General features: G+C 59.6%; 10 protein-coding genes. 6 read left to right on the forward strand and 4 right to left on the reverse strand.

Going from position 1 to position 12,737, the window contains the following annotated elements; translation table 11 throughout:
* Positions 1-842 precede the first annotated feature (842 nt).
* Entirely contained in the window at positions 843-1,025 is a 183-nt protein-coding gene (locus BRX43_RS18800; protein WP_125996602.1) for a hypothetical protein, read from the forward strand.
* Between the two features lie 18 nt (positions 1,026-1,043).
* Here the strand turns inward: BRX43_RS18800 and BRX43_RS18805 are convergent, their stop codons facing one another.
* Complete coding sequence (locus tag BRX43_RS18805) at positions 1,044-1,526, reverse strand: GAF domain-containing protein (protein WP_164523681.1); 483 nt, start codon at positions 1,524-1,526, stop codon at positions 1,044-1,046.
* A 46-nt stretch (positions 1,527-1,572) separates the two neighbouring features.
* A complete protein-coding gene (locus tag BRX43_RS20435) occupies positions 1,573-1,734 on the reverse strand; it encodes a hypothetical protein (protein WP_206433287.1) in 162 nt (53 codons plus the stop codon).
* A 313-nt stretch (positions 1,735-2,047) separates the two neighbouring features.
* On the opposite strand from BRX43_RS20435, the gene BRX43_RS18810 reads away from it, so the two are divergent.
* Positions 2,048-2,995: a hypothetical protein gene (locus tag BRX43_RS18810; protein ID WP_125996604.1), complete on the forward strand. Its 948-nt coding sequence runs from the start codon at positions 2,048-2,050 to the stop codon at positions 2,993-2,995.
* Positions 2,996-3,296: 301 nt separating this feature from the next.
* Here the strand turns inward: BRX43_RS18810 and BRX43_RS18815 are convergent, their stop codons facing one another.
* A complete protein-coding gene (locus tag BRX43_RS18815; RefSeq protein WP_125996605.1) occupies positions 3,297-3,674 on the reverse strand; it encodes a helix-turn-helix domain-containing protein in 378 nt (125 codons plus the stop codon).
* Between the two features lie 90 nt (positions 3,675-3,764).
* Here BRX43_RS18815 and BRX43_RS18820 point away from each other — a divergent pair, with 90 nt between their 5' ends.
* The 4 genes from BRX43_RS18820 to BRX43_RS18835 all read left to right on the forward strand — a co-directional run bounded on the left by BRX43_RS18820 (position 3,765) and on the right by BRX43_RS18835 (position 8,681).
* A complete protein-coding gene (locus BRX43_RS18820) occupies positions 3,765-4,376 on the forward strand; it encodes an FMN-dependent NADH-azoreductase (RefSeq protein ID WP_125996606.1) in 612 nt (203 codons plus the stop codon).
* 378 nt (positions 4,377-4,754) lie between these two features.
* Entirely contained in the window at positions 4,755-6,596 is a 1,842-nt protein-coding gene (locus BRX43_RS18825) for a GGDEF and EAL domain-containing protein (protein WP_125996607.1), read from the forward strand.
* A gap of 60 nt (positions 6,597-6,656) precedes the next feature.
* Positions 6,657-8,240: an EAL domain-containing protein gene (locus BRX43_RS18830; protein WP_206433288.1), complete on the forward strand. Its 1,584-nt coding sequence runs from the start codon at positions 6,657-6,659 to the stop codon at positions 8,238-8,240.
* A gap of 9 nt (positions 8,241-8,249) precedes the next feature.
* Complete coding sequence (locus BRX43_RS18835; RefSeq protein ID WP_125996608.1) at positions 8,250-8,681, forward strand: BLUF domain-containing protein; 432 nt, start codon at positions 8,250-8,252, stop codon at positions 8,679-8,681.
* 248 nt (positions 8,682-8,929) lie between these two features.
* Here BRX43_RS18835 and BRX43_RS18840 read toward each other — a convergent pair whose 3' ends face one another.
* Complete coding sequence (locus BRX43_RS18840; protein WP_241215074.1) at positions 8,930-12,154, reverse strand: TonB-dependent receptor; 3,225 nt, start codon at positions 12,152-12,154, stop codon at positions 8,930-8,932.
* Positions 12,155-12,737: the final 583 nt, after the last annotated feature.

The raw sequence follows: 12,737 nt of genomic DNA on the forward strand, positions 1-12,737 counted from the left end.
CACAGTGCCAACAATCTCGCGCGGTTCTTCGGGCCAGACGCGCCGATGCGTGTGGTGGAACTGTTCGTGAGCCGATGAATGGATGTCCGCTTTCGGGGAGCGCTGATTTCACCATGAATGTCTGTTTTTGGGTCAAACTGATAGCAGGGACTGGAACGACAGATCGACAGACTACCGCCTTGCCATAGGACAGGGGAACATCGACGTGCTTGTGCAATGGAAAAGCAGGTCGCAACCAACGAATATGCTCGCTGAAGGCGGGATGGCCTTCGGCTGGCGTTGTCGATTTCAAAGACAGAAGGCAGAGCTAACTGACCATGCCCATACTCGCTGTCGCTTTCCTGGCGTCCCACGCCCTCGCATCCGACCAGATAGCCTTTCGCTGTCCCATCGGTGGTGACATGATCTCTGTCAGGCGTTCGGGGCCGGATTTGATTTATCAGGTGTCCTCTCATGACCGTGTGAAGCTTCATATAACAAGAGGCCACCTCGCACGAACTGGCTATTCAGGTGGTGGAGAGTTGCAGGCAGTCTTCCAAAACGGCCCCTGGACGTACGTGGTGTACGAGCGGACGATCCGAACCGGCTTCGCGGGGCGTAATGCCCCAAGCTTTACAGCCGGGGTCGATGTTCTGCGGAACGGTGCTACTGTTTCACGCCGAAGCTGCGGAGATAGCCGGACGCAGTTCAGCAGTGGGGCTATTACTAACCTGCCAGAGAGTGATTTCATCGAGCATTAAGCTCGTTATGTGAGTGATCTGGCAATCATGTAAATCTAACGTGATCTCGAAAATCAGGTATGACGTACATTAGGCTCAGCGAAACTGCGAGGAGATGCCGCGATGATTGTGAATGCTGATGGGGAAGATACCGGATCGGAACGAGCGGAGGTTCACTTCCTGTCGGCGCTGGTTGACGAGTTGATGCGTAAGATGCTTGCCGCTGGCGTGATGACCCAGGCGGACCTGAATGACGTCGAAGCGGCCACAGCGAAGCGGGTGGGCGGCATACCCCGCGCGTGGTAGGTTGCTCCCGCCGCCATCCTATCGTTGCGACATGAGGCGTTCTGCCTGCCTTGCCAAGTGGCTGAGGTCGTACACGTCAAAGGTCTGCAAGCGCGGCGAGGTGTCCGCGACGCATAAGGCGCCAAGTGCGAAGCCTGCCGCGTCCACCAGGGGGATGCCGGCATAGAAGCGGACATAAGGCGCACCAAGCACCGCTGGATTATCGACAAATCGGGGGTCTTGCGTCGCATCGGTCACGATCAGCGGCTCACCCGGGCGCATGATCGCAAAGGCGCAGAAGGACTCCGACCTTGGTCCTTCGCTGTCCCTGATGCCGACCCGGGCCGCCAGCCATTGACGGTTGCGATCCACGAACGAAACGGCTGCGATTGGCGTAGCGGCAAGAAGCGCTGCTTGCTCTGCGATCCGCTGGAACTCGCTGGACGGCGGACGTTGCGTGATGCCTGAGGCGTCAAGAGCCTGTTGTCGCGCTATTTCATTGGTCGGCCAGGGTGGGCGCATGGGGTCACAATCTTCAGGAACATAGCCAAAAACCGGCATCTAGATTTCAGAAGACGAACTTCGTCACGCCTCCTTTGCAGCGGCGTAGTCGGTCCTCCAGTTCCGCTAAGTAGGAGCGGATGAGCTGAGCAGTGGCTGCGTTCTCTGTCATGCCCGCCACGCGCATTGCCACCCGTATTTCGTTCATCAGTTCATCAGCGCTGCTCATCATCAGATCACCAACTGCTATGACAGTGAGGCTGACGTAAAAGTGTTAATAAAGGGTTAACAGGCCAGTGGCTCGTCGCCTCTGACGCGAAGAGACGACACAGATGAGTTAAAGGCAGAAGTTGGGAACCAGGAGAGCGGCTCTGAATGGCCGGAAGTGGGTCTTCGCGATGAAGGGAAGGGCGGCTGCATCCATCCAATTCCAGCCATAATCGGTCATTTTGTTATTGCTCACAAGAGATTGCACGTTAAGATTTTATAGTAACGACTGGTAGGTTAGATAGGGCTGCTAAAGAGCCACTGGGAGCAGTTACATGAAGTCATTGTTCGCGCAAGCATTCTGCATATCCGCGCTTTTTACTGAACTATCATCTCAATCTGACGCCCACGCTGCCAATCTCCGCTCATCGAAAGTGCAGGTGGAACAGGTGTGCCAGGTTCCCATCGGGTGGGCTGACGTAGCATCTCGCAAGCCGCGATTTGTTGTTTTTGGCGAAATGCACGGAACGCAGCAGGCCCCTGCCTTCATCGGTGACATAGCTTGCGCACTCGCAGCAAGAGGTGAGCGTATCTTAGTTGCGGTTGAACATTCGTCGATCGAGAATGACGCCTTTCAAAAAGCTTGGCGCCTCTCGAACGCGGAATTTCCTGAGGCACTTAAGCGGACGGGTTGGGCCGATCGTGATGATGGCGTTGGCAGTGAAGCAATGCTCGCCCTTCTTGTTCGTCTTCACCACTTGGCACGACGTGGACAATCGATTGATATCGTAGCCTTCAACGGTGCAAAAGACGCGGAGCAGAGCCGTAGGTTCTCCGATCTACCTGGGCAGGGGCCGCATGATGCTGCACAGGCGGAAAACATCCGCGTCGCAGCAGCGGCCCATGCTTATGACCGCGTTCTTGTGCTTGTCGGCAATGTTCATGCCCGCAAACGCCCAGTCGAGCATTTCCGTGCGCAGTTCGAACCAATGGTGATGCGACTGGGCCCACCGTCGTCGATCATTACGCTGAATATGAAAACGGCAGGTGGAACAGCTTGGAATTGTGAATTGAAGCCTGGCGTGACGCCCAAGCGGGGTAAACCAATCACCCAAGATGACATCGCGTGCGGAAGTTACCCACTCAGTGGCGACGCCGACCTGCCACACAGTCCTTTCATTGCGCTGGGAGCGTTACAAGGATTGGCGATTGATCCAGACTACGACGGTGTTTTCTGGCTTGGCAAGGTTAACGCCTCCCCAAAGGCAGTTGTAACACGCTGACTAATTTATCTGGCCGACCTTCAGCCACAAGACGATCCCATCCTGGACTGCTAGTACGATTCCTTTTGTGTGCATACACGCCGCTTTGGCCATGTCTCTTTCTAGAAGAAGCCGATCCGCTTTCTTTTAACTGCCAGGCACCCGGTCGGCCAACTCAACTGACCATGCTCCCTCCTGCAAAATGAACGAATGGCAGAAGCTGGGAAGCGCAGGGGACGGCGTGAATGACCGCGTCTGGGTCGTCACGACCTAAATGGGAAATTGTGGCTCGCGTCTAATCTGCCACGGACCGCATTTGCTATCACGCCGACGCCCTTGCTGCATCGAAGGTAGATCGGTTGTCTTCGATCCGATCGATGTGCGCTCCCGCCCAAATCCCGAGCTGCCGGATCGGGTCCGCTAGCGACCGGCCTAGGTCGGTCAGGGCATACTCGACCTGTGGTGGGACCGTAGGGTGCACGGTGCGCGTCAGCATGCCGTCGCGCTCGAGCGCGCGTAGGGTGCGGGCCAGCATCTGCTGGCTAATGCCACCGATGACGCGCTTCATCTCGTTGAACCGCCGCGGCCGCTCTGTGAGCGTAAGGACGATCATCACCGTCCACTTGTCGCCGATTGAGCTGAGAACGCTGCTAAACCGACCGCACTCGATGTGAAGTGGTTCGGGGGTAGTCAGTTCCATGTGACCAGGTCCTAACAATATGCCTTCTTGGCGCGGTGCGTTGGGTCACATAGCTGGTGCAGGTCACTTTTCCAGACCGGAGCCGACCGTATGAAGATCCTGCACATCGACGCTAGCGCGAGCAACGCCGAAATCTCGCACACCCGGCGCCTTTCGAACGAGCTGGTCGAGCGGCTCAAGGCAGACCACGCTGATGCGACAGTGGTGTACCGCGATCTGGTCGCAGATCAGCTTCCTCATGTCGACATGACCATACGGCACGCCTGGCTGCCCGAAAACGCCGACGATCCTGCGTTAGTTGAGACGCGGGGGCGCTCGAAGACGCTGGTCGAAGAACTTAAGGCGGCCGATGTGGTTGTGATCGGCTCGCCCATGTACAACTTCACCGTGCCCTCGACGCTAAAGGCTTGGATCGACCACGTCTCAATCGCGGGCCAGACCTTCAGCTACACCGCCGAGGGCCCGCGCGGCCTGCTGACCGGCAAGGCCTACCTCGTGATCTGCTCGGGCGGTATCTATTCGCAGGGGCCGTTCGCTGCCAACGATCACTTGGCGACCTATCTGGAGGCGATCCTTCGCTTCTTGGGCATCAGTGACATCGATACCATCCGTGCCGAGGGGATCGCGTACGGTCCTGAGCAGGACCAAGCCGCAATGGCGCGCGCGTCCGAGCAGATCGGTGCCCTATCGGCTGCCGCCTGAAAGAGGCGAAGCGAAGGGCCGGTCCGGCGCTAAGCGGGCCGGTGATACCGTTCGTGATCAAACGACCGCTTCCGGGAATGTGCGCGCACTCTCGGAGCGTCGCTTGTTGGGTCCTTTGGCAGCACGACTGCATTCCTGTTTATGCAAGGTGATGGAGGGTAAGGCTGGCAACCTGAAGAAGTGGGGCGAAGCGATCGCATGATCTCTCCTACACTGACGTGTTCCTGACGCCGGAGGCCACTGAGGCGTACCTCGGGCAGGCCCATACGCGCCCATGTGCCTTGCTGGGGGTGTCCGTGGCGTAGAGGTGTCGAGCGCTGCCCAACCCTGCGGGTGCTGTGAAATAATCGATTAAGAATCTGACGGTAGGATCTGCCGATGAGCTCGCTCTTGGCAGATTATGAAGAGGTGCGGCTCGACGCGCTCGTCCAACTCAAGCTTCTGGATACGCCGCCAAGCGAGAGCTTCGATCGCATCACCCGCATGGCCAGCCTGATCTTCGGGCTGCCCGTCGCGGCGGTGTCGCTGACCGATCGCGATCGCCAGTGGTTCAAGTCCCGCGTTGGCGTAGATCATTGCAGCATCCCGCGCGATGGGGCGCCGTGCGCACGCGTCGCCGAGGCGGGGCAGCCGCTTATCATTGAGGATATGCTCGCGGATGCGCATTATGCCGAGAGCGTGCTTGCCCGTGCTGGCACGCGCTTCTACGCGGGCGCGCCGCTGATCACCAGCGAGGGCTACGGCCTCGGCGCGCTCTGCGTGCTCGGCACCGAGCCGCGCCAGGCAGCGCCGGCGGAACTGGCCGCTCTCGTCGATCTGGCTGCCATGGTGATGGCGCAGATCGAACTGCAGCATGCGTTCGGCCGGATCGACCCTGTCAGCGGCCTGCCCATGCGCGGCCAATTCCGTGACGACCTGCTCGATCTCGCGCGCGAGCGCCATGGTGAGCGGCATATCGTGGTTCTCGTCGACATCGCACGCGACGAGCAGATCAGCCGGATCAGCCGCGCGCTCGGAGGCGCGCGCGTCGACGATCTGATACGAGAGGCTGCACGCTCGCTTCGCGCCGCACTCGATGGGGATCGTCGTCTGTACCATGTCGGTGCTGCCCAGTTCGCCTTCCTGGCGCCGCCCGGCGCCAATCCTGACAACTACACCGCGGACCTCCGCTCCGCCTTCGCCGCGCTACGTGCATCGTCCCCCGTCCGCTTCGTGACCAGTCTGGCGATCGGCGTTCGCCCGTTCGCGCTCGGCGAGGTCTCGCCCGACGACCTCCTACGCGGGGCCGCCGCAGCTGCACAGGATGCTCGCAGCGTTTCAGGATCGGTTTCGCTTTATTCTTCCTCGAGCGACCAGGCACATCAGCGGCAATACGTCCTGATGCAGGATTTCGGTGCCGCATTGGCCGCAAGCGACCAGCTGCGGCTCGTGTATCAGCCGCGGATCAACCTCGCGACCAGACGGTGTATCGGTGCGGAAGCGCTGCTCCGGTGGAGACATCCACGCCTCGGCGACGTGTCTCCCGCCGAGTTCATTCCCATCATCGAACAGACGTCGCTTGCCCTGCCCACTACGCGATGGGTCCTCGACGCCGCCATGACGCAGCTCTCCCGCTGGCAACACAGCGGCTTGGCGCTCAGGCTCTCGGTCAATTTGTCCGCAGTCAACCTGAGCGAGGCCGACCTCGTCGCCCACGTTCAGGGCGGCTTGTTACGGGCACAACTGTCGCCCGAGCAGATCGAACTGGAACTGACCGAGAGCGCGATCATGGAGCACCCGGAGCAGGCGATCGCGGTGTTACGCGAGCTCGCCGCAGCGGGCATCTGCCTCGCTATCGATGACTTCGGGACGGGACAGAGCAGTCTCGCCTATCTGCAGCAGATCCCGGCGCAGATCGTGAAGATCGACCAGGCCTTTGTGCGCTCGCTGACCCGGGCGGCCGGGGCCGACTACGTGCTCTTCGAGACGATGGTCGCGATGGCGCACAAGCTCGGCTATCGCGTGGTCGCAGAAGGGGTCGAGACGAGCTCGGCCGCCGAAATCGTCGCGGAGCTGGGCTGCGAGGAAGCGCAAGGCTACTGGTTTGCACGCCCGATGGAGTCCGACGCCTTAGCCTCTTGGGTGCGCGCTCATGATGGACGCCGCTGGGCCGCGAGATGGGCGGTGTGGCAAGGCGCGTCAGCGCCCCCGTGTTCCCGGCGTAAAACCAGGCGCCCTTAACGGTTTATTCCGACTGCCTTCCTAGATGCGGATCGACAGCTTCGCGCCGGGCCAAATCACATGCCATATTCTGACCTTACCCCAGAGTCGTCCGCACGCATCCTTGAGTCGCTGCAGAACCCGGTCATCGTGATCGATGCCGGCGGTGACCTGAGCTACGCCAATGCGGCGGCCGCCGCGCATCTGGGCGGCTGGATCGTCGGATTGTCGTTCTCGGATATTTTCCCAGACGTCCTACATTCCACACTTAACGCGGATACGCCTTCGTCACTGCGGCTGACCACGCGGCAGGGAGAGAGCTTCGACGCACTGGCCAACCCACTTGGCGGCGGCAGCACGTGCATCAGCATGTGGCCAGGCTCCGTCACCTCTTCTCACTTGGCGCCTGCGTACCAGGACGATCTTACCGGATTAGCGCTGCGCAACCCTTTCATGGCTGCGCTCGAGGCAGCCGTGGGCACGACGGAGTCGCGGCACGTCGCCGTGCTGTGCCTGGATCTCGATCGCTTCAAGATGATCAACGACACGCTGGGTCACGGGATCGGCGACCAGCTGCTGAAGAAAGTCGCCGACCGCCTGCGCGCTGCCTGCCGCAAGGAAGACGTGATCGCCCGCCTAGGCGGCGATGAGTTTGTCATTCTGCAAAAAGGGATCGTCGGCGCGGACGACGCCGAGAAACTCGCCGGGCGCCTGGTCGACCTAGTCGGCCGGACCTATGTGCTGAGCGGGCATACGATCAACGTGGGTGTGAGCATCGGCGTGGCCATCGTCGACGGCCCTGTCCAGCCGCGCGACCTGTTACGCAACGCCGACCTTGCCCTCTACGAGGCCAAGCGCGCTGGGCGCGGCAGATACCGCTTCTTCGAGAGCGGCATGGACGCGCAGCTTCACGAACGTCGTGAACTTGAGATCGATCTGCGTCGAGCGCTCGCCCTGAAACAGTTTCAACTAGCCTACCAACCCTTCGTGGATCTCGAGACCGACACCGTGATCGGGTTCGAGGCTTTGCTGCGCTGGAGTCATCCGACCCGCGGCAACGTTCCACCGCTCAGCTTCATCGGCGTGGCAGAGGAGAATGGCCTCATCGTCAAGATCGGCGAGTGGGTGCTGACCACCGCCTGCATGGAAGCTGCCGGGTGGCCGGGGAAACTCATCGTGGCAGTCAACGTGTCACCACTTCAGTTTAAAGCCGACACGCTCCTGGAGACGGTCTCGTCAGCGTTGGCGCGTTCGGGACTCGCGCCCGAGCGCCTTGAGCTCGAGATCACCGAGGGCGCGCTTCTAGCCGACACCGACAACGTTTTAGCAACTCTTCACGCCTTGCGAGCTCTCGGCGTGAAGATCTCCATGGATGATTTCGGCACGGGCTACTCGTCCCTCAGCTATCTGCAAAAATTCCCGTTCAACAAGATCAAGATCGATCGCTCCTTTGTCTCGGGCGACGACGCGGACAGTGAGGCGATCTTGCGCGCAGTGTCCGGGCTCGGCTCCAACCTTGGCATGGCAATCACCGCGGAGGGCGTGGAGACCGCAGAGCAGCTGAAGCGTATACGAGAACAGCATTGCACCCATGTTCAAGGCTACCTGACCGGCCGTCCGATGGCGCAGGCGCAGGTCGCTAATTTTTTGTCCGAGCGACTTTGAGGAAGCACGATGCCGATTTATCGACTGGTCTATTACAGCCGTAATCATGTGGTGCTGGACGTATTTGCGACTGAATTGGCCGATATCTTGGCGAAGAGCCGCGGGAACAACGAGAGAGATGAAATCACAGGCGCCCTCATGTTCAATGCCGGGTGCTTCGCTCAGGTGCTCGAAGGACCGCTGGAGCGAGTCGAAGCGGCGTTCGAGCGGATCCAGCAGGACGAGCGGCATGGTGAGGTGTCACTTCTGTCGCTTGAGCCCATCAAATACCGGAGCTTTCCGACGTGGGCGATGGGTTTCGTCGGCGCGTCAGCCGCCGACATCGAGCGCTACGCTTCAATTGGGGCGTCGAACGGCTTCGACCTGTCTCGCTTTGACGGCGATGAACTCCATAAGCTCTTGCTGGAGCTCGCGTTCGAAGAAGAGCGTGCAATGGCGTAAGCTGCCGTCGATGTCGCTCCTATGATCCCTCCTCTCGTGCCTTGACATCTGGGCGCAGCTGGAAGCTTGAGGTGAACGAATGGCAGATGTTGGGAGCTAAGAAGGGCGTGCTGGGTGACCGCTTGTGGGTCCTTTCCGCCGCATGCCCCTAAATTTGCCTGCTGACCTCGGCAGCGTGGCTAACCTCATAATGGCAAGGTATAACCCAGAAGGGGCAGGGAGCATATGCCACCCCACCCCCAGAGCACTTAGAACTGAATTGTAGTGCTGACCGCGAGGTTGCGTCCCAAGCTGTCATAGCGCTGAGGTATCGTATTCGACCGCGCCAAGCCGATATTGTACGAGTTCGCCAGGATCGGCGGGTTCTTGTCGAATAGGTTATTGGCGATCAGCCGCAGGCTGAAGCGTTGGGCGATGTTGAACGTCAGGGCCAGATCGAAATAGCTCTGTGCACCGATGTAATAGAACGTGGTTTGTGCGCGATCCGGCGTTCCGCCGATCGCCGGATCCCCGGAGTTGTTGGCGCTGGTCAATGAACCGGTGTACCGCCAGTTGAAGGACGCGCTGAACGCATTGTCGGGCAAGGTGTAGGTGGTTCGCAGTGTATGCGCCCATTTGGGAAGCAACTGGCTGCAACCGTTGCCGAAGTAACCGGTGCAATTGCGTTGCGGCTGATCCGGCGCATCCTGGCCGCCGGTGAATGTCGTGCGAGACCCGTTGAAGTCGAAGTCGACTCGTCCGGCACCGCCCAGACCAAGCGCATAGTTGCCTTGGAAGTCCCAGCCACGCGCGATCGAGAAGTAGTAATTGGTCGTCCCCTGCCGGATAAATCCGGCGGTCGCGTTGGTGTTTACGGGAGCGTAAAGGGTGCCGTTCGCCGCGCGGACGATGCCTGAACAGAAGAACGGATCACCGTTGGAGCGCTGGCAGCCGTCAGTATAGTAGGTGTAGTCGTTGTATCCGAGCGAGTTGTTGATCTTGATGCGGTAGCGGTCGACCGAGAAGGTCAGGCCGCGCAGGAAGCTGGGCTTCAGCACCAGGCCATAGGTCTGCGTGTAGGCAGTTTCCGGATCGGCGGTGAAGCCGCCGGAGCGAACGGTACACTGATTGTCCGGGCATAGGAGGGTAGTGCTGCCATACAGGGCATCAGCGAGACCAGTGGCGCGGCAAACCTCCCGCGAGGCAACCGGCGTTCCATAGGTTACCGCGCCGGTCTGAGGATTGGTGGTGACGGTCGGGGCGCAGAAGTCGTTCTGCGATCCGCCCTGCCGGGTATAGCTGACGTTGCTGGCCTGGTAGGCCTCTACCACGGTTGGCGCACGCTGCGCCTTATTGAACGAAGCGCGGACGGTGATATCCGATATCGGAGCGTAGAGGCCCTCCAGCTTCCACGTCGTGAAAGTCGACGGGTTCGAGCTGTACTTGGACACTCGACCGGCGATGTTCGCCTGGACAAGATGGGCAAACGGCCGGTCCTGCACGAGCGGCAGTTGGGCCTCGGCATTCGCCTCCCAAACATGCTGGCTCAGGTCGGAGTCGGAACCGCCATAATCCTCGCGGAAGCCCGCAGTTGCAGAGGAAAACTGACGGTCCTTGCGGAACTCCGTGCCGAGCGCGATGGCGACGCCGTCGTTCGCGAAGGGCGAGGTGATCCCGTACTTACCCAGGTCGCCGGTGACGTTAGCCTGTACGTCGTAGAGAATGCCGACGGTGGTCTGGATTGCCGGGCCGACGCCCTGTGACAGATAGTCCAGCAAAGCCTGATTGTTGTTGCCGGCACTGAAGGCATCGAAGGGCACGCAATTTGGATCGCTGCCATTAACCCGCGACACGCAGGTTGGGGTGCCGTTGACGGCGACGACGTTTAGCGACCGGTTGACGGCGGTGTAGTTCAGCAGGCGCGAGGAGTTCCAGTCCTGCTGGTTACGCGCATAGACCCCGCCTACGTCATAGGTCCACGAATCGCCGACCTTGCCGCGGATACCGCCGGTTGCCCGGATGCCTTTGTTGACGTAGCTGTCGACCTGATAGGGCAAGCCGCTGAAGCGGTACCGCACATCAAGCGGAACCAGCCCGCTGCTCGCAGCACCGCACAGCGTGGTGCGCTGCCCGGCAGACAGGAACGGGTTGTCGCAGTTTACCAGATACTGCCCGGCATCGTAGTTCGCGGCTGCGAACACGCGCGTTGGGTAGCGGTTGATGGACTTGTCGCGGAACCACAAGGCGGAGCCGTAGATCTCATATTCCGGGGCCAGCTTCAGCGTGACGAAGCCGCCGGCATTCACGCGGTTGAGCTGGCGCTGGTAGGAATAGCCGTCATAGGGGTTTGCCGCGTTGCCCGCGCCCACACCATAAGGAACGAACGTGCGCGACCCTGCAGGATCGTTGACATAGGCGCGCCCGCTGTTCGCGCCCGATAGCGGCGAGATGTAGCCGCTGGTCGAATAGCTCGACAGCGAGCACGACAAAGGACCATCCTTCGCAGCCTGCACCAGCTGGCAGGCGGAGGTGGAGCGCGCATCATAGGGAATCAGGTCAGCATGTTTGTAGTTGACGAAGCCTGATAGGTTTAGGGTCCCGTCGAACAGCCGCTTGCCGATGGTCAAGGTAACATCCGTGCGACCGCCGTCGTTCACCTGGCCCAGCCGGGGCGTAAATCCGCTGGCCTGAGCAACCGGAGTGACGATGTTGGCCTTATTATCGTGATTGTAAAAGTTGTAGTTGGCATCGAGCCGTACGCCGTCGAAATCAGGTCGCAGGATGAAGTTGACGACGCCCGCTACCGCGTCCGAGCCGTAGACCGAGGAGGCCCCACCGGTCAGGATATCGACCCGCTCTAGCAGGGACACCGGGATGATATTGGTATCCTGTCCGTTCTGCGTGCCCACGCGCTTGCCGTCGATCAGAACGAGCGTACGCTCGAAGCCCAGACTCCGCAGCTTGATGCGCTGGCGTCCATCAGAGTCCTGGTAGGTCTGCTGGTTATCGGGTGAAATCTGCGGCAGCCGGTTCAGTACCTCTTCGACGTTTACCGGTGCCTGCGCTCTGATGTCGGCCGCGGTGACGGATGTAACAGGTGCTGCTGAGGCGATGTTGGGCCGCTGAATGCGTGTTCCAGTGACAATCAGTTCGGCACCATCGCCAGATGTGCCGGAGGTCGCTGGAATGCCGGCGATTGTGTTGCCACGTGCAGCAGAGCTTGCTGATCGATCCTCGCCGACGGAGGGGGTATCATCAGATTGAGGCTTTGCAGCCGCAGGGGCGGTACCATTTGCTACCTGACTCGGCGTCTCCATCTCGCCAGTCTGCTGCGCTTCTGCAGGTACTGCTATCGCCAACGCGGAACCCAATGCGAAAAGCGAGACGGACTGCCGCAATATCATGATATTCCCCTTGTTAATCGCCACACGATCGTTGCCGTCGTGGCGATAAGAAGTATGGTTTACCAATGTCAGGCCTGGGTCAATACCCATATCATACCTTTTATGGTGTTCGTTGTATCGGAATTCTAAAGCAACGCGCGGATCAAAACGGCTGTAGCCGGCGAAAGGCGTTTGCGATGAGGGAAAAGGCGCTGATTACCCCTGCTGCATATGCCATTATACTATAAATCGTTAGCAATACCAAAGCTGGTAGGCTAAATTCGTAATAATGGAGCATCATTACCAACCGCTACAACACATCGAACAAAGGCCCGCAGGGCAATGGTGGTTTATAATCATTGTTAAAAGGTGATATGAAAGATAGAGATAAAGCAGAGTTGCGCAAATAAGTCAGTATAATTACATTAGCTTTTTAAAGAACTTATCTATGAATAATCTTCAGATATGTGCGCGCTCAAAGGAAGATTGAGCGCTCTAATTCAAGTGCGCCTATGCTCCATATAGGTGACGTGACGGTCAATTATAGCGAGTCATGCTTTTAGTTGATGACGTGCTCCCCAAAGCTCTACCAGTCATAACTGGAGTCCGGGGTTGGTATGGTGCCCCTCTGGGCGGTGTTGCACAACCCGCCTGGCGGCATCGGCGGGCGTCAGCCCGCCAGCACCACTATGCG

The sequence above is a fragment of the Sphingomonas sp. S-NIH.Pt15_0812 genome (assembly GCF_003951315.1).
Taxonomy (GTDB): Bacteria; Pseudomonadota; Alphaproteobacteria; order Sphingomonadales; family Sphingomonadaceae; genus Sphingomonas.